The organism is Cytobacillus solani (assembly GCF_001420595.1).
In the GTDB taxonomy this organism is placed as follows: Bacteria; Bacillota; Bacilli; order Bacillales; family Cytobacillaceae; genus Cytobacillus; species Cytobacillus solani.
On sequence record NZ_LJIX01000006.1, the window covers coordinates 4,228,856 to 4,255,509 of the forward strand.

Annotated in this window: 24 protein-coding genes and 1 pseudogene; 8 read left to right on the top strand and 17 right to left on the bottom strand. The window is 36.4% G+C overall.

What is annotated here, in order from left to right:
• The first annotated feature begins 40 nt into the window (after positions 1-40).
• From AN957_RS23030 to AN957_RS23050, 5 genes are all read left to right on the top strand, one after another.
• A complete protein-coding gene (locus tag AN957_RS23030; RefSeq protein ID WP_056686221.1) occupies positions 41-1,135 on the top strand; it encodes a GerAB/ArcD/ProY family transporter in 1,095 nt (364 codons plus the stop codon).
• 25 nt (positions 1,136-1,160) lie between these two features.
• Positions 1,161-2,249, top strand: a complete 1,089-nt coding sequence (locus AN957_RS23035; RefSeq protein WP_056686224.1) for a GerAB/ArcD/ProY family transporter — start codon at positions 1,161-1,163, stop codon at positions 2,247-2,249.
• Between the two features lie 234 nt (positions 2,250-2,483).
• Positions 2,484-3,851, top strand: a complete 1,368-nt coding sequence (gene guaD, locus AN957_RS23040; protein WP_056686227.1) for a guanine deaminase — start codon at positions 2,484-2,486, stop codon at positions 3,849-3,851.
• A 165-nt stretch (positions 3,852-4,016) separates the two neighbouring features.
• Positions 4,017-5,393: a HAMP domain-containing sensor histidine kinase gene (locus AN957_RS23045; protein ID WP_056686230.1), complete on the top strand. Its 1,377-nt coding sequence runs from the start codon at positions 4,017-4,019 to the stop codon at positions 5,391-5,393.
• Positions 5,390-6,073 carry a response regulator transcription factor gene (locus AN957_RS23050; RefSeq protein ID WP_056686233.1) on the top strand — a complete coding sequence of 228 codons (684 nt, stop codon included), beginning with the start codon at positions 5,390-5,392 and terminating at the stop codon, positions 6,071-6,073. The genes AN957_RS23045 and AN957_RS23050 overlap by 4 nt, the downstream gene beginning before the upstream one ends.
• Positions 6,074-6,128: 55 nt before the next feature.
• Here AN957_RS23050 and AN957_RS23055 read toward each other — a convergent pair whose 3' ends face one another.
• The 3 genes from AN957_RS23055 to AN957_RS23065 are packed head-to-tail and all read right to left on the bottom strand — an operon-like array spanning position 6,129 to position 8,644.
• Positions 6,129-6,899, bottom strand: a complete 771-nt coding sequence (locus tag AN957_RS23055) for an ABC transporter permease (protein ID WP_053477709.1) — start codon at positions 6,897-6,899, stop codon at positions 6,129-6,131.
• On the bottom strand, positions 6,874-7,935 hold the full coding sequence (locus tag AN957_RS23060) for an ABC transporter substrate-binding protein (RefSeq protein ID WP_056686236.1): 1,062 nt from the start codon (positions 7,933-7,935) through the stop codon (positions 6,874-6,876). Before AN957_RS23060 ends, AN957_RS23055 begins: the two co-directional genes overlap by 26 nt.
• Position 7,936: 1 nt before the next feature.
• Complete coding sequence (locus tag AN957_RS23065; protein WP_056686239.1) at positions 7,937-8,644, bottom strand: ABC transporter ATP-binding protein; 708 nt, start codon at positions 8,642-8,644, stop codon at positions 7,937-7,939.
• A gap of 267 nt (positions 8,645-8,911) precedes the next feature.
• On the opposite strand from AN957_RS23065, the gene AN957_RS23070 reads away from it, so the two are divergent.
• Positions 8,912-9,382: a VanZ family protein gene (locus AN957_RS23070; RefSeq protein WP_425388947.1), complete on the top strand. Its 471-nt coding sequence runs from the start codon at positions 8,912-8,914 to the stop codon at positions 9,380-9,382.
• A 51-nt stretch (positions 9,383-9,433) separates the two neighbouring features.
• Here AN957_RS23070 and AN957_RS23075 read toward each other — a convergent pair whose 3' ends face one another.
• From AN957_RS23075 to AN957_RS23085, 3 genes are all read right to left on the bottom strand, one after another.
• The gene (locus AN957_RS23075) at positions 9,434-10,798 is read right to left on the bottom strand and encodes an FAD-dependent oxidoreductase (protein ID WP_245637807.1); all 1,365 of its coding nucleotides are present in this window, start codon (positions 10,796-10,798) and stop codon (positions 9,434-9,436) included.
• Between the two features lie 150 nt (positions 10,799-10,948).
• The gene (locus AN957_RS23080) at positions 10,949-11,398 is read right to left on the bottom strand and encodes a MarR family winged helix-turn-helix transcriptional regulator (RefSeq protein WP_053477704.1); all 450 of its coding nucleotides are present in this window, start codon (positions 11,396-11,398) and stop codon (positions 10,949-10,951) included.
• A 23-nt stretch (positions 11,399-11,421) separates the two neighbouring features.
• Positions 11,422-11,913: an arsinothricin resistance N-acetyltransferase ArsN1 family A gene (locus tag AN957_RS23085; protein WP_380000407.1), complete on the bottom strand. Its 492-nt coding sequence runs from the start codon at positions 11,911-11,913 to the stop codon at positions 11,422-11,424.
• A 210-nt stretch (positions 11,914-12,123) separates the two neighbouring features.
• Between AN957_RS23085 and AN957_RS23090 the strand changes: the two genes are divergently transcribed.
• Positions 12,124-12,993, top strand: a complete 870-nt coding sequence (locus AN957_RS23090) for a cation diffusion facilitator family transporter (protein ID WP_056686249.1) — start codon at positions 12,124-12,126, stop codon at positions 12,991-12,993.
• A gap of 158 nt (positions 12,994-13,151) precedes the next feature.
• Here the strand turns inward: AN957_RS23090 and AN957_RS23095 are convergent, their stop codons facing one another.
• Both AN957_RS23095 and AN957_RS23100 read right to left on the bottom strand, forming a co-directional pair.
• A complete protein-coding gene (locus tag AN957_RS23095; RefSeq protein ID WP_056686252.1) occupies positions 13,152-13,688 on the bottom strand; it encodes a PadR family transcriptional regulator in 537 nt (178 codons plus the stop codon).
• Positions 13,689-13,732: 44 nt separating this feature from the next.
• Complete coding sequence (locus tag AN957_RS23100; RefSeq protein WP_156319153.1) at positions 13,733-14,023, bottom strand: hypothetical protein; 291 nt, start codon at positions 14,021-14,023, stop codon at positions 13,733-13,735.
• A gap of 317 nt (positions 14,024-14,340) precedes the next feature.
• Here AN957_RS23100 and AN957_RS23105 point away from each other — a divergent pair, with 317 nt between their 5' ends.
• Positions 14,341-15,102, top strand: a complete 762-nt coding sequence (locus AN957_RS23105; protein WP_056686255.1) for a MerR family transcriptional regulator — start codon at positions 14,341-14,343, stop codon at positions 15,100-15,102.
• An 85-nt stretch (positions 15,103-15,187) separates the two neighbouring features.
• Here AN957_RS23105 and pdxR read toward each other — a convergent pair whose 3' ends face one another.
• The 9 genes and pseudogenes from pdxR to AN957_RS23150 form a co-directional block, all read right to left on the bottom strand.
• On the bottom strand, positions 15,188-16,621 hold the full coding sequence (gene pdxR / locus AN957_RS23110) for a MocR-like pyridoxine biosynthesis transcription factor PdxR (protein WP_053477698.1): 1,434 nt from the start codon (positions 16,619-16,621) through the stop codon (positions 15,188-15,190).
• A 120-nt stretch (positions 16,622-16,741) separates the two neighbouring features.
• A complete protein-coding gene (locus tag AN957_RS23115) occupies positions 16,742-16,942 on the bottom strand; it encodes a hypothetical protein (RefSeq protein ID WP_231690140.1) in 201 nt (66 codons plus the stop codon).
• 480 nt (positions 16,943-17,422) lie between these two features.
• Positions 17,423-18,643 (bottom strand): dicarboxylate/amino acid:cation symporter, encoded by a 1,221-nt coding sequence (locus tag AN957_RS23120; RefSeq protein WP_053477696.1) that lies wholly within the window; start codon positions 18,641-18,643, stop codon positions 17,423-17,425.
• Positions 18,644-18,863: 220 nt separating this feature from the next.
• Positions 18,864-19,826, bottom strand: a complete 963-nt coding sequence (gene arcC / locus AN957_RS23125) for a carbamate kinase (RefSeq protein ID WP_053477695.1) — start codon at positions 19,824-19,826, stop codon at positions 18,864-18,866.
• Positions 19,827-19,848: 22 nt separating this feature from the next.
• Positions 19,849-20,703 (bottom strand): oxamate carbamoyltransferase subunit AllH family protein, encoded by an 855-nt coding sequence (locus tag AN957_RS23130; RefSeq protein ID WP_056686258.1) that lies wholly within the window; start codon positions 20,701-20,703, stop codon positions 19,849-19,851.
• Complete coding sequence (locus AN957_RS28690; RefSeq protein ID WP_380000472.1) at positions 20,703-21,953, bottom strand: YlbE family protein; 1,251 nt, start codon at positions 21,951-21,953, stop codon at positions 20,703-20,705. Before AN957_RS28690 ends, AN957_RS23130 begins: the two co-directional genes overlap by 1 nt.
• A gap of 30 nt (positions 21,954-21,983) precedes the next feature.
• Positions 21,984-23,765, bottom strand: a pseudogene (gene fdrA, locus AN957_RS28695) (acyl-CoA synthetase FdrA); the annotation flags it as partial.
• Between the two features lie 148 nt (positions 23,766-23,913).
• Complete coding sequence (locus AN957_RS23145; RefSeq protein WP_053477693.1) at positions 23,914-25,137, bottom strand: amidohydrolase family protein; 1,224 nt, start codon at positions 25,135-25,137, stop codon at positions 23,914-23,916.
• 25 nt (positions 25,138-25,162) lie between these two features.
• Positions 25,163-26,530: a hypothetical protein gene (locus tag AN957_RS23150; RefSeq protein WP_056686268.1), complete on the bottom strand. Its 1,368-nt coding sequence runs from the start codon at positions 26,528-26,530 to the stop codon at positions 25,163-25,165.
• Positions 26,531-26,654: the final 124 nt, after the last annotated feature.

Sequence of the window (26,654 nt, forward strand, 5' to 3'; positions counted from 1 at the left end):
ATTTAATTGTTTTTGATTTCTTGTGATTGGAGGTTTAGGAATGGAGAAGGGCAAGATTTCCTCTTTGCAAATGGGGATGATCATGTATTTAACAATAATGTCCACTGCGATTTTAACAGTTCCCGGAATAACTGCGAAGTATGCTAAACAAGATTTATGGCTTTCTCCAATCTGGGCCTCACTTGTTGGATTTATGACCTTATTTATTGTTATGAGGTTGTCTAAAAACTATCCGCAGCAATCATTTTTTCAAATATGTGAACATACAGCAGGGCTTTATATAGGTAAGCTAGTAGGATTTATTTATGTTTGCTTTTTAGCTTATGTTACGGGGCAAATTATTAGAAGCTACGCAGATTTTATATTAACTGTGTATTTACCTCAAACACCAATAAGTGTCATTGTTATTTCAATGACCGTTCTTGCCGCTTTTACCGTCATTGGAGGGTTAGAAGTAATTGGAAGAGTATCACAGATTTTTTTCCCTATTTTTTTCTTTTCTATTTTTATTATTATTATTTTATTAATTCCTAAACTAAATTTAAGTTATCTATTGCCTATTATGGAAGACGGAATCCTCCCTTCCTTAAAAGGTGCCATCATCCCTCAAATTTGGTTTGGTGAATTTTTCCTAATCATATTTCTCTTTCCATTTTTATCAGATCAAAGTAAGGGAAGGAAATGGGGAATGATTACGATATTTATGGTGTTGTTCACCTTTGTAACAGCAAATTTAATTGTTCTTTTTATTTTAGGACAAAACATAGCCGGTACCCTTTACCCCTTTTTAAAAGCTACTCTATTTGTTAACATAGGTGATTTCATCGAAAATATGGATCCACTAATTATTGCTTTATGGATTTTGGGGTCGTTTGTAAAAATAACGGTTTTCTATTATGTGACTGCATTAGGGATCGGACAATGGCTAAATCTGACTGACTACAAGCCAATCGTATGGCCGCTCGGCATTCTAATCGTACAATTAAGCTTCTGGTCTTTACCAAATTTAATGGTTATCAATCATCACGATGAAACCGTCAATCCTTTTCTTGGCTTATTAATGCAGACTCTAATTCCATTACTCTTATTAGGCATTTCTAGTATTAAGAAAAAAGTAAAACCTGTGAAGATATAATTTTTTCGATGAAAGGAGTGGGGTTATGGACAAAGGGAGAATTTCCTCCATACAAATGGGGATGATGATGTATTTGACAATTCTAGCAACAGCTATTCTTACAGTTCCTTCAATTACAGCGAAATATGCAAAGAAAGACTTGTGGCTTTCTCCTATTTGGGCTTCAATCATCGGCTTTTTTACCGTTATCATTGTGATTCAATTATCAAAACGATTCCCTCGGCAATCATTTTTTCAAATATGTGAGCATACAATTGGCACGCTTGCTACAAAACTTCTCGGTTTTCTATATTTCACTTTCTTTCTCATTGCATCCGGGCAAATTACTAGAACCTATGCAGAATTTATAAAGGTATTCTTTATAAAAACACCTGTGAGTGTCATTATGATTACAATGCTTTTACTTTCGGCATTTACAGTCATTGCCGGGATAGAAGTAATTGGGAGAGTTGCCCAATTATTTTTTCCGATTTTTGTCTTTTCGGTATTTATTATTATTTTTTTATTACTTCCGCAATTAGAACCTTCAAATATTTTTCCGATATTAGAAAATGGACTCCTTCCCTCTTTAAAAGGGGCAATTATACCTCAAATATGGTTTGGCGAGCTATTCCTAATTGTGTTTCTCCTCCCCTCCTTATCAGATTCTAAGGGGATGAAATGGGGTATCCTTACTGTTCTTTTAATTTTAGTCACTTTTATAATAACAAACATTACAGTTCTGTTTATTCTAAATCAAAATACTGAATTTTACATTTACCCTTTTTTATCAGCCACTCAATTAGTAAACCTTGGAGATTTCATTGAAAGTATCGAACCTATTATCATTGCGATATGGATATTAGGAACATTTATAAAAATTACTGTTTTCTACTATGTTACAATTTTAACAACAGCTCAATGGCTAAAATTATCTGATTATAAACCGATTGTTTGGCCGATTGGCATTTTAATAGTAGAAGTTAGTTTTTGGGCAGTGCCCAATTTAATGGTAAACAATCATATAGATATAACTGTTTTCCCGTTTTTATTTCCAATCATGCAGACGTTCATTCCCTTATTTATATTAGGAATGGCTGTGATAAGGAAGAAATCAAAGAGCTTAGAAATTTAATGATTAGGAGTTTATCTGCCATATGCATTCAGGAGTACTTCAGCCTTTGCCACCTTTATACACTTTTAATATTTAAGGAATGTGAATAATTAGGTTATACTTTTAGGGTACAAGCTGCCATTCCTTTTAAAAGGTTTGGGTATTGGTATCCTCAACCAGCTTATTCGAGGTGGCAGTTTTATCGGTTTCTCATCAAATGATCGAATTTACGTTTAGCAAAGGAAGAGGATAACTATGATTTCATACACGCAAGTTTTTCAAGGAACTGCTTTTTCTAGCAGCTCACCAAAGGAAGTAAAAATATTAAAAGATCATTTATTCTGTATTAATACTGATGGCATGATTGAAAAAATTGTTGCACCAGAAGAAGAAGGCTATCAAATATTAATAGATTCTTACTCAGATACAGAACAATTCCATCATTTAGCTGAAGGTCAATATTTCTTTCCTGGATTTATCGATTTACACGTTCATGCACCGCAATGGGCCCAATCTGGAACAGCCTTAGATCTTCCGCTCTATGATTGGTTAAACACGTATACCTTCCCGCTTGAGTCGAAATTTTCGGATATACATTTCGCAAAAAAAATCTACGAAAATGTGGTTACTACCCTCCTAACAAATGGAACAACTACCGCACTTTATTTTGCAACCGTTCATAAAGAAGCTAGTTTGCTGCTGGCAAAACTATGTGCTGAAAAAGGACAGCGCGGTTTAGTAGGAAAAGTTGTCATGGATCATCCTGAACAAAACCCAGATTATTATCGTGATGCAGATACGCAAACAGCATTAGCAGATACAGAAGAATTTATCCTAGCCGTTAACGAATTGGCAAAATCAGTGAAACAAGGGGTATACCCTGTAGTTACACCGCGGTTTATTCCAAGCTGTACGGATGAAGCTTTAAAGGGATTAGGCGAACTAGCTGCAAAGCATGATACATACATCCAATCACACTGCAGTGAAAGCGATTGGGCACATACCTATGTTCAAGATCGTTACGATAAAAATGACGCATTTGCTTTACATGATTTTGGTCTATTACGAGAGAAGTCAGTCATGGCACACTGTAATTTCTTAAATGACGATGATGCAGAATTATTTGCGAAAACAGGCACTGCTGTTAGTCATTGTCCAATCTCCAATGCCTACTTTGCCAATAGTGTCATCCCCATCGCCCATTTACATGCAAAGGGTGTTGAAATTGGTTTAGGATCTGACGTATCTGGAGGTTATTCACCTAGTCTATTCGATAATGCCAGACAAGCTGTTATATCTTCCAGAATGTTAGATGATGGCGTGAACCCAGCCTTGCCTGCTGAAAAACGCGGATTGCCAAATTCACGAATCACAATGAATGAAGCCTTCTTTTTCGCTACCGCTGGCGGCGGAGAAAGCCTGAGCTTACCCATTGGACGCTTAGAAGAAAACTATGCTTGGGATGTACAAATTATCGATACAACTGTCGCATCTGCAAAGCTTCCTATCTATAGTGCAAATGAGGATTTATTTGATGTCTTTCATAAAATTATGTACCTGGTCCGGCCAGAAAACATCCGTGAAGTCTGGGTGCAAGGAGAGAAAGTTCATTCACGTATGTAATGATAGAACTACTAATAATTATCATAAGAAAAGCGTATTCCCTCACGAATGCGCTTTTTAAATCTAAAAAAATCCAGTGATTTTCATGTCCACCACTACCTCTGCATAAATTCTTCACAACTTTAGAGTAGAATAAAAGTAATTGATTGAAATTAGGTGAGTAGATTGAAGAAACTCTCTATAAAGCTTGGGATATTGTTTTTCTTGATTATATTTGGATTGATCACTGTCATGTTTTTCTTTTTACATATGGGCATTGCTGAATCTAGAGTGGAAGAAGAACTTAAAGCACTGCAAGCAAGGGGAAATTCACATAGAGCCATCCTTGAAAAGCATTTCAATAAAGAAACCATTGATCACGTTGTTTTAATGGAATCCGAATCAATGACTGATGTAATTATCACCAATAAAAATGGAAAGGTGCTCAATTCCTCATCCGAATTTGCGTCTTTAAAGAAATACTTGAAACTACCTGCTTCCCCAATTACAGCTGAGGGGCAAATCGTTGAAGACAACTGGAAAGATGAACCCTATATCGCCACCATTAGCCCAGTAGAAGTCAACGGACAGCTAATAGCCTATGTCTTCATGTTTGAAAATACGGCATCTGTCCATTCGCTCATACAAGGACTAAATGAGCACTTTCTTTTAGCTGGATGGATCTCCGTATGTCTGACCATTATTATTATCATCTTTCTTTCAAAAGGAATAACAAAGCCGCTGCTAAAAATGAAAGAAGCCACATCGCAATTGAGTAAAGGCCAGTTTTCAGTTTCTTTACCTATAGCCTCTGATGATGAGTTAGGTGATTTAGCAAAATCCATCGAATTATTATCAAGAGATTTAAACTATTTAAAACAAGAAAGAAATGAGTTCCTGGCTAGTATTTCCCATGAACTGAGAACGCCCTTAACGTATATCAAAGGATACGCAGATATCGTTCAGAAACGAAAACTTCCTGATGAAGAAAGAGAAAAATATTTAAATATTATTGTGGAAGAAACAAATCGATTATCTGTATTAATCAAAGAATTATTTGATCTAGCAAAAATTGACCAAAATTCATTTGCCATCCAAAAAGAACGTATCGATTTAAGGCCGTTCTTTACAAAAATGGAGCAGAAGCTATCCCTTGCTTTTCAAGAGAAAGGCATAAATTTCACACTGCAATGCCCGCAAAATATATTTATACAAGCAGATCCTTTGAGACTTGAACAGATTATACTCAATTTACTAGACAATTCCATCAAGTATTCTCAAGCAGGAGCAGACATCAAACTAAAGGCTTGGCAACATAAAAAATCGATTCATATTTCTATCCAAGATAATGGAAAAGGCATTCCAGAAAAGGAGATTCCACTCATCTTTAATCGTTTTTATCGGGTAGAAAAATCAAGAACACGCTCTTTAGGCGGCACGGGACTGGGGCTGGCAATTGTAAAAGAACTTGTTCAGGCGCATGGGGCTGAACTACATGTGAAAAGCAAAGAAAATGCAGGAACCGAGGTAGAACTAATCTTTAAAGGAGAACTGAAACAATGAAGACGCTTTTACTCGTCGATGATGAACCAATGATGCTTGATTTATTATCTTTATACTTATCTCCTATCGGGTATCATTGTATTAAAAAGGAATCTGCCCGTGAGGCAATAAACTATTTAGAAACACATCCGGTTGATTTAATTCTTTTAGACATTATGATGCCTGAAATGAATGGATTAGATGCATGTGAGAAAATCAGACAAACGTGGGACACCCCTATCATTATGCTAACGGCTATGAGTGATAAAACGGATGTTGTAAAAGGATTAAATAATGGGGCGGATGACTATATTTCTAAGCCATTTGACGAAGATGTGCTAATCGCAAGGATTGAAGCCGTTTTAAGGAGACAAAAAAATGAAACGGGAAAAATCTCTTATCGCGGTCTCTTTCTTGATCAAAACTCTTATGAGCTCCTGTATAATGGGGTGGAGATATTATTAACACCTAAGGAATTTGCAATGATGAGCTTATTTCTAACGAACCAAAATAAGGTTTTTACGAGGGAGCATTTAATTACTTCTATTTGGGGATACGAAGTTTCAACCGAAGACCGGACCATCGACTCTCACGTCCGAAATTTACGAGAAAAGCTTCGAAAAGCCGGATTTCCTGCTGATAATCACTTGTTAACGGTTTGGGGAGTTGGATATAAATGGGCTGGGAAAGGAACATTATAATAGAAAAGCTAATCTAACAGCCACTTAATATTGTGTTAGATTAGCTTTAAAAAGTTTAAGTCCCTTGTTTATTCCATCTAAGTACATAATTTTTTACTGGATTAAGCACAAAATGATCAAGGATAAGTATAATTAATATACAAATAATCGTCCAAGCAAATACTTTCGCTGTGTTAATATTTACTCTTGCCAATGCAAGGGAATAGCCTATCCCCGAATTAGAACCTAATAATTCTGCCATAATTGTAATTCGTACAGCTGAACCAGCCGCTAATGAAAGCGCTGAGATAATCGGGACAGCCAGTCCTGGCAGAATAATGTGCTTTAAATTTTGAAGGGGCGAGGTTTTGTAAATGGCCCCCATCTCAAGTAATTGCTTATCAATATTTCGCCAGCCATCTGCCGTATTTAAATAAATGACAGGAAAAACGAGCACGCTCACAACAAAAATGGGGACAGCCGAGCTTGTTCCAAACCAAACCATTGCTAATACAACGACAATAATCGGCGGCAAGCCCATAATCATAGAATAAATTGGGCGAAAGATTTCATAGACAACTTCAAACTTTCCTGCAATTAATCCACTAGAAATGGCAATGATGATGCCAATCGCTAGCCCTATAAGCATTCTGAAGCCAGACTGAGCTAGCTGGCTAATTAATTCCCCATTAATGATTAATTTTACAAATTCATCATACGTTTCGATAGGTGAAGGCAATAATATACTAGGCAAAAAATAAGAGCATACCTGCCAAATACAAAGTAATAGTAAGATAACTAAGGTTCGAATGAATCGTTTTTTACTTTTCGTAATAGAAGCCTGCATCCGGCAGTTTCCCCCCAATAATTTCAGGAGAAAGCGTTGAAAGCTCATTAAAGAAAAACTCTAAATCGTCTTTTGCATCTTTTGCTGAAACAAATTGTAAATTTAACGAAGGAATGACCTGCTCAATAATCGGCTTTGGTACATCCTCATTCATTTTATTAATAATCGCTGCAGCTTCTGACGGATTTTCATTAATAAATTGAACACTTTGTTCAAATTGATTTTGTATTTCCTCTACCAATTCAGGCTGTTCCTCAATTAATGAATTGGAGACGAGGATACCAGCTTGTGGGATAAAAGAATCCCTTCCCGTTGCTTTTTTCCATTCCTCCTGCAAATTCATAATCTTTGCAAGGTTCTTTCCTTCCTGTTTCCCCTTTACAACAGATAATGTGGCTACATGTTCTGGAACAACTGCATATTTTGCTTTATCTGCAATCATAAGCTGAACAATTTCTTGCGGGGACGAAACATACTCTATCTTTATGTCCTTTGTTGGATCAATGCCATTTTTATTTAATAAATATTGAAAAACTAAATCTGGCATATCGCCTTTGAAAGGAACATGAATGGTTTGCCCTTCTAATTGCTCCCAGCTCACTTGTTCACCATTTGGACCTACTACATACAAAATACCCCAAATTAACACATTCATCAGCTTTAGGTCCATCCCACGATTATATAAATTGGCTCCAACATATGTTGGGACAGCTGATATATCTGCTTGATTGGCACTAATTCGCGCACGAAGCTCATCTGGATTCTTCCAAGGCATATAATTTAATTGATTCGTATATTCCTGCAAATGATTATCATCCACCACTTTGTAAATAGGTGCAGCAATTGAGATTCCTAATGGTGCTTGTATGGTTAGTTCACTTAACTTCTCTGCTGCATCTTCTTGCTTACCTGGCTCCTCATTTGCTGGAGCAGCTGACTCTTTTTCAGTTGATTGTGAACATCCTGTTAAAAATACTGTGATTATTAAGAAGAATACGAGTAGATAATGAATGTTGTTCTTATATAGTTTTTCCACGTTAAATCCCCCCAACCCATTTCCTGAGTTCTAGTTCAACTTGTGATAAAAATTCGTAGTCTCTTTCATTTCTTTTTTTCGCCACTTTCATTTCATGTATGATTGAGCAGCCTTGACTTGACAGTACTAAAATTCGGTCAGCCAGTCTCAGTGCCTCCAACGGATCATGTGTGACATAGATGATTCCGATATGATTTTCATCAATTAATTGAATGACATCTTGCTGAAGTTCATTTTTTAATTTTGGATCAAGTGCGGAGAACGGTTCATCCATTAATATAAGTTCAGGATGGGTTGCTAGTGCACGAGCGATTGAGACACGCTGTTTCATGCCTCCCGATAATTTAGAAGGATAATAGTCAGCAACATGATCCAATCTAACCATTCTTAATATTTCAATTGCCTTCAGCTTTTTGACTGTTTTATTTTTTTCCTTCATAACAAATAAAATATTATCTATAACTGTTCGCCATGGCAGTAATCTTGGCTCTTGAAATACATAACCAAACTTTTTAGCATGAACGCTAACCTTCCCTCCAGTTTCGTTTATCAAGCCTGAAGTAATATTTAATATCGTTGTTTTCCCACAGCCAGAAGGGCCTAATAATGCAATCAATTCCCCTTGTCTCAAAGAAAAAGATAGATTTTCAATTACCTCCTCCTCGCAAAACCTAACCGACACAGAATCAAACTCTAGTAGTACGTTCATAGCATTCCCCTAGTATTTTTTTGTCGAGTATGATCAATCCCCTAAATGATAATAGTTTTCATTTAGAATTGTAATTGATAATGCTTCTCATTACTTATGATGACAATCACACCTTGCTTATAAAATTATGGCGAAAATGTGACAAAAAATATGAATACTTCCTTGTAGGGTTTCACCTATTTCCACTCGTCTATTAAGTTAAAGGGTAAAGATTCTAGAAGGAGTTTAACTATGAAAAAAGGAATATATCCATTTTTATTTTGGACAATGCTCATTTTTTATCTATTTTTATTAATAGATTTGCTATTTTTATCAAGGGGCAGCTATAGAAGCGTAAATCTTATCCCTTTTGAAACCATCCGCAGTTATATACATGTTGATGATGGAATCCGCACCAAATGGGTAGATGTTAACGTGTGGGGAAATATACTTATGTTTGTTCCTGCAGGGATTTATCTGATGATTTTTAAAAGGAAAGTGATTAAAACATTTTTAATCATTTGTGGTTTGTCCTTAGGGGCAGAAATCATTCAATATTTATTCGCTATTGGTGCAAGTGATATTGATGACCTTATTTTAAATTCTCTAGGGGGGTTCATCGGGATACTGATTTACTTAGTATTGGAGAAAATTTTTAAAAATGGGCATCGAGTAAGAAAGCTAATAACCGTTGCTTCCGCTTTAGTTGGGATACCGGTTTTATGTATTTCAATTTTAGTAACAATCGCTAATTGGTAATTTTCATTACAATTAGCGATTGTGGTAGGGAAGCCAAAGCTTCCCTTTTTATTAATTACATGAACATGAATCATCACAACAAACTGTTTTCTTATTAAAGCTTACACTACACACACCCGTTTCAGGCAAATCAAGTTCTACTTTTTCTGCAGACTCCAGATCCCCGCAAAGATAGGCTACAACTGATCTTACCTGTTCATATCCTGTCGCCATTAGGAATGTTGGAGCACGTCCATAGCTTTTCGCACCAACGATATAGAAATCCTTGTCGGGCTGGCGGAGCTCTTTTTCTCTATGTGGGCGAACAGTGCCACAGCTATGAATATTCGGATCAATAAGTGGTGCTAAAGCTTCCACACTTTCTACAGCTGGATCCATTGAAACTCTTACTTCACTTAAGATTGATAAATTTGGTCTGCTGCCTGTATTTACGATGACTTCTTCTATTCCTTTCAGAATACTATCCTCGCCATTCTTAATACCTGTAATCTCCATTCCTTTTTGGGATTTTCTAACCTCCTGAATTCGGAAAGAAGTAATCACTTTTACTTTCTGCCTATCAACTAAACGATGGATACGACTACCTAATTCACCGCGTGCAGCTAGTGCATCCTTTTCTTCCCCGCCATAGGCATCTTCAACAAGTTGTTTTCTCATGATCCAATAAATTTCAGTCTCAGGGTACCTCTTTGTAAGCTCTGCTAAATCCAGTAATGTATTAATCGCTGAATGTCCACCGCCTACAACTGCTACCCGTTTATTTCCATACCGTTTCTCTTCATTCCCTAATACATCTGGGATTCCATAAAATATTTGTTCATGGAGTGATTTCTCCTCCTTAAGCCATACACCACTTGAGTTCGCAGGGTTCGGATTCCCCCATGTTCCCGTTGCATCAATAACAGCTCTAGCTTCAAAAATTTTATATGTTCCATTTGACTCTGTATAGATGACAAAGGGCACATTTTCCCGATTCAGCGTTTTAATTTTGTCGATATCTTTTTTTCCAACCGATAATACCTTTGTCTGCAGCTGAATATATGGCTGGATTTCAGGAAGATTGGCAAGTGGCTTTAAGTATTGTTCAACAAGTTCTTTTCCTGTTGGCAATTTTTCTGAATCAGGATATGTCCAATTATTCTGTTCCAGCAAGCTCTTTGCAGCTTTATCAACGTTATAACGCCATGGAGAGAATAATCGAATATGTCCCCAAGTTAAAATATTTGCTCCAACCTGACTCCCCGCCTCTAGCAAAATAAAAGACTCTCCGCGACTGGCTAAATGAGCTGCAGCCGCTAAGCCTACAGGGCCTGCACCTATTATGGCGACTGGTAATTTATCATTTTTTACAGTTTTAGTGATAAAAGGTGATGTTTGTGTGGAACAGCATCCTTGTGTATGAATGACATTTGACATCGTAATTCTCCTCATTTCGCTTGATTTATTTTTAAGCCTTATGATTCCAAGTTAAAAAATGCTCATTTCTTTTTCTGCTAAAAATAACCTCTGGCAAGTGCAATCCTATTATTTATTATTTGCAAAATGCAAGTATTAAATCATGAGGGTTTACCTCATTGGGGTCGTACAGCAATTACTTGTTTTCGCCATCGCCTCATTTAATAGTTTAATGGAACGAATGACTGTTTCTTTTTCAAATTCATTCATATGTGAGAATACATCATTCAAATATGTTTTCATCTGCTGATCAATTGTAGTTGCAACATATTTTCCTTCAACAGTTAAGGAAAGAATATAAACTCTTTTATCATCTGGATGTGGTGTCTTTTTTACTAAATTCATTTTAACTAAAGCTTGGATTTGCCGGCTAAACGTCGTAATATCTGTCCCTAATGTTTCTGCCACTTGCTGAATAGAGGGATGATGCTGTTTATCGATCTCGTATAAAATATGGCTATGAATAATTGAAACATTTACTCCGCCAACACTGCAGCAGTTTTTATCTAAAAATCCAAAACGTCTCGTCATAATCTGAAATAATTCACGAAGATTTTCCACTTCCTATCACCTCTAATCAATTTTTACTTTAATAATTTTTCCATAGCCATTACATCAACGTATTTTCCATCAAGTATACCTTGGTTTTTGAACACACCAACTTCAAGATAGCCTTTTTTCTGATATAAACTTTGCCCCAGCTGATTGAAAGGGAAAGTAAAGAGGACGATCTTATGAAAATGATTTTCTTTTGCGCACTTTTCGATGGCTGTTAACAGCATATTCCCAATCCCTTTCCCCCTGAAGGTACGGGCAACATAAACAGACAAATCTGCCACGCCCGCATAGGCACATCTGTTATTATATTGGTTTAACGAGGACCAGCCGATAATATTGCCTTCATATTCAGCTACAAGTACTTTATAGCGATTTTTATGCTTATCAAACCACTCTTGCATGTAAGGTAAGTCCTTTGTCTCTGTTTCTAATGTTGCTATTCTGTCTTCGATCCCTTCATTGTAAATAGATACGATCGATAATAAATCCGTTGAAGTGGCCTCTCTTACAATTGTCATCATATCCCCCCAATAAATACCAACATTCTAATAATTATAAATATATATTAATAATTTGCATATTGCAATTATTTTTTACCATATAGATTTTTCCCAAACGCAACTTACTTGCCTCTCACTTACTTATATAAAATAGTACAAAAAGGTTGCTCTAGACCCACCCCTATTTTAAGTTGTATCATGGTCAAGGGTTAATGGGGGGCAAAGAAAATGGAAGAGCAAAAATATAAAGATCTAAAATTAGGAGAACGCGGGGCAATCATTAGTATTCTCGCTTATATCTGCCTTTCTATCATAAAATTAGTCATTGCCTATATGAGTGGCTCTGCTGCTCTAAAAGCAGATGGGCTTAACAATACAACCGATATCATTGCATCGATTGCCGTACTCATCGGACTGAAGTTATCACAAAGACCGCCTGATAAAGATCATCGGTATGGACATTGGAAAAGTGAAACGATTGCCTCAATGGTTGCCTCATTTATTATGGCTGCAGTAGGTCTGGAAGTGTTGATCGATGCGATCACCTCTATGTTTCAAGGAGAAAAAGAAACACCCGATATTATGGCGGCTTATGTAGGTATTTTTTCTGCACTAGCTATGTATGTTGTGTACCTTTACAACAAAAGGTTAGCTAATCAAATTAATAGCAAAGCCGTTATGGCAGCGGCAAAAGATAACCTTTCAGATGCGTGGGTGAGTATAGGAACAGCCGTAGGCATACTCGGGTCTCAATTAAAGATGCCCTTGCTGGATACAATAACTGCTATTATTGTCGGACTATTAATTTGCAAAACAGCCTGGGACATCTTTAAACAAGCTTCTCATGAGCTTTCAGATGGATTTGATGAAAAGAAAATTCAACTCTATCAGGAAGTAATCACAAAAGTAGATGGCGTGAAAGGAATAAAAGAAATTAAAGGAAGATATTACGGGAATAATGAGGTCATAGATGTTGTCATTCTTGTAAATTCCACATTGGATATTAAAGAAGCGCATGATATCACTACCCATGTTGAAAAAGTCATGATGAAGGATTACGGGGTTTATGATGTACATGTTCATGTGGAGCCGAATTAACTGATTGATTGACTTTTTTTTCCTCACACATCAAGTGACATAATAAGACAGACAAAAGCTATGTGAATAGTAGTTTTCACATAGCTTCTATTTTTATAAAGATAATTATTAGATACGCACTTCGGCTCATTTCACTACATTCAGTTGTACGATCGCCATTATATTTCCCCTTGTTTAATGTGAATAATTAATCTTTCAAGCCATTCTATTGTGTGCTCTGTTTTAGTTGAAAGATAGCCGCTCAAAAACTCTCTTATTGTCTCGGACTCCTTGCCTGTCTTCACCTGCTCAAAATGACTAATTCTCTCCCAGCCATCCTTGATAGTTTTTAATTTTTTTTCCAGTATTTCTACTACTTGATCACGATCCACATATTTCATGTTTGCTAAGCCAACGACCATATCCTTAATGCCTTCTGCCTGTTCAAACATTTTGTAGATTAATTTCGGAAGTGCTTCACGACCTTTATCCGTAATCGCAAATACTTGCTTATCTGGCCGGTGCTCTTCTTTTATAATTTCAACCGGCTCAATTAAACCTTTTTTAGCTAATGAATCAAAATGATAGTACAGTTTACTTTCTGTCAGCCCGCCTAATTCATCCAAGGGAATAGGCTCTGAAAGCTGTTTTTTTAATTTATATGGATAATTATTATCCTCCATCAGTTTGCTCAATATAAAAATTTGAATGGACATACTCTATGCTCCTTCAAGAAGAGTTTCCTCTTATTTTAGCAAAACTAAGCTGTGACTTCAGCTGTATTCTTTACATCTTCTGTTTCGGTCTTTACCTCTACTTCCTCAACTGGCATTGGTTTATGCAAAAAGGTGACGATAGCAATATTAATGAACATCGCAACTGCACCAACAGCAGCCATTAACCAAATATATGGACTTGGACTAACACTGCCGTATAGATTTGCGAAGTATGCCTGTACTGAGTAATACATTGGTGAAATGTAGCTCATCCATTCATATGGCATGTACATCATTTCACGTGTAATCGTGGCACCATTTGCTATTGTTTGCATTAATAATACTTTAATCAATGTACTGTAATTAGAGTACTTTTATTAAATTATTTTCCTGTTTTATTCTATATTTTTATATAAAGTCAATTAATAAATCTTCTAACTAACATTTCTATAGGTGAAAACTAGTTTCATACTTTAAGGGCAATTAATATTTTTTTCTCAGTGGATGGAATGGCAAAGCACTAATTGTGATTAAAAGTGCTTGCTTCGGCTAAGTGAAACATTAAATTGATTCTTGTTTCACTTTCCCACTTGAACCTACAGCCACGTCAGGTTTTATAATGAACCTATACTTTTTTATGGGAGGAATTTAGATGAAAGAAAATAATAAGTTTTCCATAGGTGAATTTTCAGAAAAAACAGGAATCTCCATTCGTACTTTGCATTACTATGACGAAATCGGTCTTTTACAGCCAGAAAAGAATCCAACGTCAGGACATCGCATTTACAATCACCAAGATATCCTCACCTTGCAGAAAATCGTAAGTCTAAAGTTTCTTGGGTATAGTCTGGATAAAATCCTTCACTTATTACATGAATCGAGTTTTACTAATGATTTAAATGAAACGTTATCTCTCCATTTACAAGCATTAGAAAAAGAAAAAGAAAAAATCGAACTATCAATGGCGGCAATTAAGAGAATTACTAAGTTACTAGAGGAAGAAGGGGAAGTAGATAGTGCCATCTTATTCAGCCTCATCCATAGCATGCAAACAGAATATATACAAAAGGAATGGATGGAACGGCACATGCAAGCGGATATTGTAGAAGAATTGTCGAAAAAAACGGAAGAAGAGAAAACCACCTTAGATCAAACCTTTATTCAATTAGCTAAGGAAGTAAAACAGCTTTACGGCAAACCTGTTGAGGATCCAAAAGTACAAGAAATGATTAAAACATATATTGAAGCATCTTTTGCATTTCTTGGTGAAGATTTGATTCAAAAACTAGCTGATGCAAACGTCGAAGAACTCGATATTCAGGAACTTGAAAACATGACCCCTTCCCCATTCACAGAAGATGAACAACAATGGATTAACCAGGCAATGGAATATTGTATGAGACAAACAGAATAGAACTAGAAATATGGTTATTGATGATATATTAATAAAGAATATATAGTAAAAAAAGAGAATCATGAACGCAATCATGATTCTCTTTTTATTTGGCAGCATTTAGTGCACCTGCAAAGCGCTTGATTCCTTCATCGATAGCCTTCTCATTTTCTCTTGCAAAAGTGAATCGCACATACCCTTTTCGGGATCCCATTGTAACTCCAGGTACGTAAATGACTCCCCGCTTAATCGCATGTTCCAATAACTTCATTTCATCAACGTCTCTTTTTAATTTACACCAAATATGGATTCCACCTTGAGGAATCGTATATTCCACTTGATCTTTTAAATAGTAATTAAGGCTAGAGACAATTTGATTCCGCCGCTTCTCTAATTCCTTCACTAATTTCTGAATATGCGAATGAAAATGTGCGGATTCTAAAAAATCGTTAGCGATCCATTGAGTAAAGCTCGCATGTCCAAAATCAATTTGCTGTTTGGCATCAGATAATCTTTCTATTACCGATCTTGGACCAATAATCCAACCAATTCTAAGACCCGAAGCAACAACCTTCGATAAAGAACTAATATATAGGACATTTCCATGCGTATCCATCGACTTTAATGTTGAAACTCCTTCGCCGTTAAAAGACGTTAAACTATACGGATCATCTTCCACTACAGGTATTCCATGTTCAGAGGATATTTCCAAAATAGCTTTCTGCTGACTCGTTTTTAGTAAAGTGCCTGTTGGATTTTGAAAAGCTGGATTTAAAAATATCATTCTAATGCGATGTTTTTTATGTAACGCTATTAACTCATCAGTGTCTATCCCCTGATCATTAACCGGTAAATAGTACGTTTTTATACCTGCTGTTTGAAATATCGGAAGATTGTAATGATAGGATGGGTCTTCTATTAACACAGCATCCCCAGGCTTTAACAAACATTGAACGACTAGATGTAAAGCTTGTTGTGCCCCAGAAGTAATTAGAATAGAGGAGGGATTTGTTTCAATCTCCCGGAACTCCTTCACATGCTTTGCAATAGTCGTCCTTAATCCTGCATTCCCCTGAGGATGATCATAACCTAACCGGCCGATAAAAGAGCGAGTGGACGTAATCTCCCTTAATGCATTCGTCGGAAAAAGATCCTCTGATAATTCACCGCTCGCTAAATTGATTAGTTTCTGCTCTTCCATCTCTTTACGTATTCTTTGGGTGAGCGGCAAATTTGGCAAAAATGAACCGGCTTCTATGTATCTGTTCCAACTAGGGATACGTTTTTTTGTTATCCCCCATATATCCTGACTTATCATCGTGCCACTTCCGCGAATTCGTTGAACTAAACCATTTGATTCAATCTCATCATATGCAGCTACAACTGTACTCCTATTGATATTTAGCTCTTTCGCTAAGTATCTCTCCGATGGAAGAGGTTTATCTGGCGGAAAGGTCCCATCAGCAATTCCATTTTCAATATATTCAGCAATTTGTTTATATATCGGTTTTTTAGACTTTCGATCAAGATTCCAGTCCATTTCATTCCATCTCTTTTCATTCAAAATTGTGATCTAATTTTCGTTACTTTTATCTATTATAACGATAATTAGATCACGTATTGAATTCTCCTGATCCATATAATGTTGCAGCGAACTCCTTTAAGCGAAAAAGCTAATGTACACACCAAGGGCGATAATAGACAAAAAAATAACCGCAACATATATGAACGTTAAATTAGTCGTATTTTTTTTCGTCGTTTCGCTATATTTTTCATCCGTCTTCCGCGTTACCATTAAAGTCCCAACCAAGGCGATTATCAAAATAATAAAGACAAAGGCAATTAATATTTTCATCGTCATCGTCCACCTCTATAAAAAATGATTTACTTCCACTACATTTAAGTAATCAGTATAAAATAAATGAAAAGGAATTGACCCATCCACTTTTGAATAATTTTCGCCATCCATTTGAATATTCTTTCTATTCATTTTTATATTATTTTCTTTTTCTTTCAATTAAACGTGATTGGGAATAATAAGTTGGATTGATGTCTAGATATATTTAACATTAACAAATTACACATTTGCCCCTATTATTTTAGTAAATGCCTTTTTACATTTTTTGTACAAAAATATTGAGATGCATCATAAATCGTTAAGGTCAACAAAAAAAAACATCCACATTTTTTATGTAGATGTTAAATTTATGACGTAACGCTCATTTCTTTAACTTTCAGGCGAGAATATATTTTCCTTAGCCTAATAAAGAGTCGGTACCTGCCTTTTATAGTATGGAAATCAATAAATTACTTAGAATGATAAACGTTTAAATTAAGCCATTTATTGATTGAAAATTTTATAATCGATTTCATTTTCACTTTTAGCAATAATAAATGCGCTTAAAGTATCTGAATCAACATTTAAAATCGTGCGCAGCATGCCAACAAACCATTCTACTCCAGCAAATAGGGCGATACTCTCAATTGGCAATCCCAATTGTGGAACGACAATAGACAATGATACTAATCCCGCACCTGGTACTACAGCATTTGCGAGGGAAGCTAATGTTGCTAAAATAACAAGATAAAAGTATTCTCCACCTGAATATGAAATTCCAGCAATCTGTGAAATTGTGACTAATGTAATTGCCATATGCATAGCTGACCCGTTACTATTGAGTGACATTCCTAATGGAAGGACTAATTTTGTAATTCTTTCACTTATTCCAAGTTTCTCCTTCGCATCCTTTAAAGCAATTGGCAGAGTAACAGCAGAAGATGTAGTAGTTAAAGCCATAATAGACATTGGAGCCATATTCTTGATTAATTTAACCATACTTACTTTACAGTATAAGGAAACAAATAGAAACCACATAAATAGAAATATAAAAGTGGCCAAACAATAAATTAATAAGTACTTTGCCAATGGAAGTAAAACTTGCAAACCCATATTTCCGATAGTAGAGGCTATTATAAAAAATATTCCCACTGGTGCAATCTTCATAATTAAGGTAACCAATTTTAAGATGACTGAATTAAACTGTACTGTTCCTTGAAATATTTTGTTTTCTTTGTCATCTAACCTGACATAACTTAATGCCAGTCCAAAAATGATGGCAAAAATAATAACTTGAACAATCGATCCTTGCGCCATAGAGTTAATTATATTTGTAGGAAAAAAATTAAGAATCGTATCTTCTATAGAGCTTGCTGTACCCATTTCTGGCAGTGGATTGTCCGAGAGTAGAGTGGAATCAATTCCTTTCCCTATTTTAAATAACACTCCTATTACCATACCAAATAAGGCAGCCAGGAAAGATGAAGTGATAAAAACAATGACCGTTTTAAATCCTAATTTTCCTAATTTCCTTGGATTTAACCCACCAACTGCTTCAATAATCTGTCCCATGACTAATAAAACAATGGACATTTGAATCAACCGTAAAAATATATTTCCAAAGACATCAATGGATGTCATGAATTTTCCGAAGAATCCACCAAATAATACGCCAAGAATAGTCGCTAGAATAATCTGAGTGGTTATGTTCATTCTTATTTTCATATTTTTTCTCCTAGATCTTATAAGAGTGTCTGGATCATATTAATTTATTTTTTTCAGATTTACAATCTATTTAGCGGCTTTTACTTTAAATATTTTTGTAAAGAAAAAGAACTGGAGACTACACAATTAGATATTTCTCCAGTCCCATAAAAAAGCATGATAAAAAATTCATTTCTAAACTACTACTCTACTTTTAGAACTCTTATTATAGTATGACAAACTAAATGGCATTCTCTAAATAATTGTTATTCTTTACGACTGTCCCAGTTAGCTCATCTTTGAGATTTGCGATATTATCTAATGAAGTAATAACTGCCTTTGCATTTGGACTATTTTCCAAGAAATTAACAACAGCTTCAACTTTTGGCAGCATACTTCCTGCTGCAAACTGATTTTGATTGATATATTCCTTCAATTCAGTAAGAGTAACGTCCTCAAGTTTTTTCTGATTTTCTTTACCATAGTTAATAAACACATAATCAACACCAGTAAGAATAATCAAGTAATCTGCCTTCACAAGTTCAGCTAGTTTTGCCGCAGCGAAATCCTTATCAATTACTGCTTCAACACCTTTGATTCCTTCTTCTGTTTTAATAACTGGAATTCCGCCGCCGCCGGCTGAAATTGTAATAAATCCATTTTTCACAAGGTTTTCTACTATCGGGTATTCAATAATTTCAAGCGGCTTTGGTGAAGCAACTACCTTACGCCATCCTCTGCCAGCATCTTCTATATAAACGGACCCATCTTTTTCCGCAACGGTTTTTGCTTCCTCTTCTGTTAAAAAAGGCCCAACTGGTTTTGTAGGATTCATAAAAGCAGGATCATCTTTATCAACTAAGCATTGAGTAATAATTGAAGCCGTCTGTTTATCAATATTTTCCTCTTTAAGCGCTTCATTCATAGCATTTTGCAGCCAAAATCCAATACTGCCTTGAGTCATGGCAACACAGGAATCTAATGGCAATGCAGGATTTATTTCAGAGTCAGCAGTCATTTGCTGGTTTAACAAGTTTCCAACTTGTGGTCCATTTCCATGACTGATTACTAATTCATGTCCTTGCTTTACTAATGCTACTAGTTTTTCAGCTGTTTCCTTTAATACCTTTTGTTGTCCCAGTGCAGTGGGGTCATCAGTTAAGATTGCATTCCCGCCTAGTGCAACGACGATTTTTTTTCCCATCTATATAACACTCCTCAAATTTTTATTTCTGCATCAGCTTCTTTAATGCGACTTGGATACCAAATAAAGTATCGATCCCTGAAGTATGACCGTAGTTTGTTACGTTTTTCACAAGTCTTCTGGCTTTAGCAATTTCAACCGTTCCAGATAAATTGTTTAGTAAATGCTTAAAACTTTCACTAACATAGCCATTCAGCAGGCATTGGTAGTAACTGCGACTAACATCAGTGGTTGAAGAATGCCTACTTAAGAACTCACTCAGCTCTTCTCTACAAGATGAATCATCTGAAAAGCATGACTCTACCATAATCAGACCGGAAATAAAATCATCACCGCTTGGAGTCAAACCAATTCCTCTGCCAAAAAAATGTTCTATAATGGCTTTGATAACCTTCTTATGATCTGACTGTGCAGAGATGAATTCATTTAGCAAGGATGATTCTTTGGCAGATTGAATAACACCTGAATCCCCAAGGAAGTCAATTTGATTGATTAGTCTAAATATTTCATTGTTTTTTACATCCACCCTATCGATTGGAAGATGACTTAACCGCAAATCTACTTCCGAAAGCTTATCCAGTTTGATCTTCACCTCATGATTTGATGTATCAATCATGATTTTTCCATCTTCATATCGAACAGAATTTCCTGCTGAAATTCTGTTTAACAGCTGTTGAAGGCTGTTTCCCGGAATATTGACCCCAAATGCGGACACTGGTGTCCCTAAAGACCCGACATGCACTAATTGGTCATGAAATACAAGATTAAAGCTAGTTTGAAAAACACTGTGAATGTTCCCAACAGAATTTTCATATAAAATATGGGGTAAATAATTGCTCTTTACCCCATATTCAATTTCTAAGGAATTAGAAATCATTATTCAACTGTGATTCCTAGTTTTTCTGCATACGCTTCTAACGCTTTTTCAAAACATGCTAGAGGAGCTCTTACTGTTCCAGCACCGATTTGTCCTACTCCAGCTTTTTTATGGGCAATACCGGTATTAATGATTGGTGTAATGCCTGTTTCCACAACTTTTCTTATATCAATTCCTAAACAAGTTCCCTTGAAGTCCCAAGTTGGAATACTCCAGTTAGGGTTATGTGAAATACTGATTTCCGCCATTTCATTAGATACCCTTAATGCATCCTCAAAGCCGCCAGCACCAACAAATCTAGTAACACCTGGTGCAGCTACCATTGCCATACCGCCGACGCCGACTGTTTCAGTAATGGCGCTATCACCGATATCAGGATTTCCATCTTCTTCTGAGTATCCTGTAAAATATAATCCTTTTGGTGTGTTAACAGGGGCAGTAAACCATTGATCACCCATTCCGCTAATACGAACACCAAAGTTTTTACCGTTTCTAGTTAATGTGGTAACAACTGTACCACTTTCTATCTTTCTCGCATGGTCCATGATTGCTTTACTTGTCGCCATCATGATATTTAAGAAGAACTGATCCGTATCTGCCAAGAATTGAATCACTTCTTCCTTCGTGCTGTCTTCAATATCCAGCTTAACAATAGAAGGACTGATTTCTTTTAGGAATACTAGAGATCCCGCAATGTTTCTTTGATGGAATTCGTCTCCCATTGTAATGGCCTTTGCAATCATAACATTTAGGTTGATTCCGTCACCTTTAAGTTTTATAGCTTGACTTAAAACTGGTCCTAAAACATTTGCCATCCAGTGTAGGCGATCGACTACTTCTTGGGAATATGCTCCGAAACGCAGAACTTTACCGATTCCTTCGTTCATTGTGCAGTAACCAACCGTGCCATCTACTTTGTTTTCTACAACTAGCACAGCCATATTCGCTGAAGTAATACCGCCCATCGGTCCAACAGCATGAACATGATGACATGGCATGAAAGTAACTTCTCCAGATTCAAGTTGTTTTCTTGCTTCTTCTTCCGTAGATGCCCAGCCTTCAAATAATGATGCCCCGATACATGAACCTTGCATTGGACCAGTCATTTCATCCCAAGTAATTGGTGGGCCTGCATGAAGCAATACTTTTCCATTTAGTTCTGGAATAACTGATTTTGCAGATACTACATCTACAAGGAATGGTTGAGAATTCTTGATTCTATCAATCACCTTTTCATTTGAAGCATTGATTTCTTCTTCTTTTTTACGTAAAGCATTTAAGATCTTGATTAACTTCTTATTTCCTCCTGCAACAGGCTTCCAATTGAATTGAAGACTTTGACCACCATATTTAATAATTGGTTCATTAAAGCTTTCAAGACCAACATTGATTACCCGAGGCATCGTATTTAGCATTTCATCAACAGCTGAGCTAAGTGCAGGTAAAGGATTTTTCTCTTTGCTGTAAGGAATCACTTGCTTATCTGCTTCAACTAATTCTTTACCCATAAATTTAAGTGCTAATTGAACAGCTTTTGCATTGCTCTCTTCAACAATAACACCTGCTTCTTCTAATGTTGCAACAGCTTGATTGAAGTCCTGTGGATCCTGTTTTGTCCCTACAACAGTCCCTACAAAATGCAAGTCTCTTCCATCTGCTTTAGCCACTGCAATGGCTTCTTTAATTGCCGGAGCTAATGCTTGTGCCATATCTGGATGACTTCCATATCCTAATACACAATCTAGCAGAATCACGCCAGTAGAAGGATCTACTGAATATTCTTTAATTTTGTTCATTCTAACTTCAGGGTCCATCATCGGATGTGGTTTACCTTGTGTGTAGATGTCATCTCCAAGGTCCATGACTTCAAAACCATGAGACTTTAAGATAAATCCCTCTTCTTTAACCAATCCGCCTAATTCTAATGATTCAGAAATTAACATACCTGCTTCTGCAGCTAATGTACCGCCTGAATATAGTCCTTTGACTGTCTTACCCGCTGGCAGAGGATTTTCTACATGATGAGCAGCAGGCTCGTAATAATTTGATTTCACAGACTGTCCGTTCGCCAGATCCACAGCGATTCTTGCTGTTTCCTCTAATGTGTGTGCAAGGTACACACTGCCTTCGTGGTGATCAGGTTTTTCTCCAAGGAAAATCGCTACCACCGGCTTGCTTACATCGTGAAGCAATTGGACAACTTCGTTTCTTACCTGTGGAGCAGGTGGCTTAGAAATGACCACAATCACTTCAGTGGCGTCATGATGCTCTAGACCAACAATGGCATCCTTCACTGTAATTGCTCCCACTTTATCACTTAAATCACGGCCGCCTGTCCCGATTGCGTGAACAACACCGCCGCCTAATTTGTCTATCATAGCTGTTACTTCTTGAATACCTGTTCCCGAAGCTCCAACAATACCTATATTTCCTTTGTTTACTACATTTGTAAACGCCATTGGAATACCTGAAATAATACCTGTTCCACAGTCAGGTCCCATTAGCAATAGACCTTTTTCATGCGCTTTTTTCTTAAGTCTTACTTCATCAGCAATAGAAATATTATCACTGAAAGAGAAAACATTAAGATTATAGTCTAGTGCTTTTTCAATTTCATCCGCAGCGTATTCTCCAGGGATAGAGAATAGGACTAAGTTTGCATCAGGAAGTGCTTCTAGGGCATCCTTCCAATTTTTCACACTCTTTAATCCGCCTGACTCTTTTGTTACAGATAGGTCATTTAGAAAACGATCCGTTTCTGCTAATACCAGATTCATAACAGCATCGTCATCTGTATCAACAACAATTACCATATCATTCCCTTTTGCAGATTCTGCTTCAGGTGTAAGTAATCCGGAATTTCTAAAAATATCTTTATTTGCGTCCGTTCCCATCATGATGGAACTTTTATTTACTCCGTCTAAACCATTAACAGAATTCGTTAATAACATCAAATTGATGGAATCTTGATAACTATTTTCTTTAATAATTGTGTGCAGCATAAAAATATTCCCCTTTCCTTTTCTCGTATTAATTATAAAGTTGACTGTAAGTGTTTCCATCGCTACATGAAGATAAAATAGACAATCGTATGTTATCTCTTATAGATAAAAACTTGCTGTAATAGATTCATTGAAATTTAAATGAAAAGGCTTGAGTGTAAAAAAAGCCCCTAAATGTTCAGGCAACAAATAGGGACTCGTCATTTTATTATCGATAAACTGTTACAATCTTTTCAGTTTTTACTGTAACTCGTCCATTTTTAATAACGAACAATCGTGTTGGCAGATCGATGATCGCGTTTGTAACAGATTCTGTATCTAGTAAAACAAGGTTAGCAGTGTGTCCAACTTCAATCCCATAATCTTTTATACCAAGAGCCTTAGCTGGGTTCGTTGTGATCATTGGTAAAACAGTCGGTAAATCTGCTGCACCTCCCAAGTGTGCTGTAGGAATGGCTAGCATGGCTGTTTGAACAAGATCGCCTGTTCCATAAGGAGTAAACGCATTACGAATATTATTTGTAGCGATACACATATTTACTCCACCATCACGTAACGCACGAATTGGCGTAAGACCGCGTCTAACATTATATTCATCATTACGTCCACCCATATGCAAATCAGTAGCTGGTAAAGACATAATACTAATTTGGGCTTTGGCTAGACCTTCAATAATTGGTTCTAATTGTTTTTTAGGAACTGCTCCTAATGCCGTTACGTGACCTAGTGAAACTTGTCCTTCATAACCTTCAGCAATTGTTTTTTCACAAATATATTCAATTGTCATCCCTTCTGGATCGTCTTTGAAGTCTTGGTGAAAATCAATTGGTTTGCCATATTTTTTAGCAATTTCAAATACCAAATCAATATGTTCTTTTGCAGGAGAATCATTATATGGAATTCCCCCCACTACATCTGCACCGGCTTCCATTGCCTGAAACATCATTTCTTCTGTTCCTGGTGCTTTAAAAATTCCTTCTTGCGGGAATGCAACAACTTGCATATCGATAAAACTCTTATATTTTTCCTTTAATTCCATGATCGCTTCAAATCCTGTGAAGCCTTGTGAAGGATCAAATTCAGCATGAGTACGAATATGAGTTGTACCGTTTACGATTAACATTTCAATTGTACGTTGTGCACGATCTAATATATCTTCTTTTGTAAATGTTGGTTTTAACTTTGCAGTAACCTCAATGGCTTCCTTTAATGTTCCAGATTTATTTGGAAGGCGGTCAGCAATTAATGCTTTGTCCAAGTGAATATGCCCTTCAATAAATCCAGGAACCAATACCTTGCCATTTGCTTCGATTACTTGCTTCGCATCTGCATCAATCGCATGCCCAATAGCTGCTATTTTGCCATCTTTAATTGCTACATCTTGTAACTCTGCACCTTCTTCAAGTCGTGCCTTTTTGATTAAGATATCCATATTAATTCCCTCCATTTTAAGGTTATTAAGATAAAATAAATGATAATACAAGAAGTAATGCTATTGCAGATCCAACCCATTTACCATTGCCTTTTACTACTTCTATAATAGGAAGTTTGAAACCAGCAGATAATGCTTGCATGGTTATGTTAACAAAACTTAATTGACTTCCCAATCCAACACCAATTGTGACAAAGCCTATTGCTAAAGGTGAGAAACCTAATGAAACAGCGATCGGCAGGACTAATCCTAGGATAGAACCAACAAATGCTCCCGCAGGGATCCCAATTAAAACACCCGCTAACACAGCAGCAGGAACAACTAATGCAGTTGGAGCATTTCCAGCCGCACTAGCAATAACTTGGAATGCTCCAGTATTACTAATAAGGTTGATAAACGCTAGGAAAATACCGACTTGAAATAATCTCGTAAGAATATAAATAGATCCATCAATTAAAGAATTTGTAGTCTGGTTTAAGTTAAATTTAGTACAAATGAAAATTAATGCGACAGTACCAATTGTATAAACAAGAGGGTTAATGAGTGAATAGTCTAACGCCTTATTAATAAATGGTCCGACAATAATCGCTAATAGCATGAAAATCGCAGGAATCGTAATTTTAAATAATTGACCATTGCTCATCGCAGCATATTCTTCACTTTCTTTGCTGACGAACAAGCTGCCCCTCTTCTTCGCGCCATAGAAAGCTAACACTACTGCGATCACTGCAAATAGCAATGTAACCCATCTCATTGTTCCAACGTACTCAGCAACTGGAATACCAGATAACTTAGAGACAACGCTTGATTCAAGAGATGCTGGTGAAGTCGTAAATGCTACAGCTGTAGCTATAGACATAGCTGCAATCAATTCAGGAATTGCACCTACGGCTGCAAACGCTAATGGCGCAATTACCATAGCCGTACCGCCGCCAACACCAGACATATACGTTGCAGCAGCTTGTAGAATGACAATAAAGGCAGCCATGTACTCATTCTTGTTGCCAATTTTACGTCGAACTAGATTTAACGCTGCAGTATACCCGCCAGATGCGAATACAGCCATAGCAATGGCTGAGTTTACAACCGGAACAGTATTAGAAAGCATTTGTGGTATGGTCTTTAAAAACTCTTCGTTGGCCTGTGCAATCCCAATACCACCTATTAACATGGCTAATGCACCGCCAGCAAAACCAGCAACCAGCATGTCCACCTTCATGAATAAAAGTACAATAATCAAAATGATTGGAACAATGACTAAAATCGCCTGAAAACCAGTAGGAGTTGGAATTTTAACTTCATCTACTCCTGCTGCAAATACTTGATATCCAGATATCAGCATAAATAGGATGGCTGCTGTTATTGAATAAAGATTACGCTTTTTAAATGCCATTTGGAGACCTCCATTCTTAATGTTTGATAAGAATAATAACTGATCGTTTAATCCACTGAAATATATTTTCTTTACAGAGTAAGAAAAAGGTTCAGAATATTAATTTCATCATAATGAAAGATTT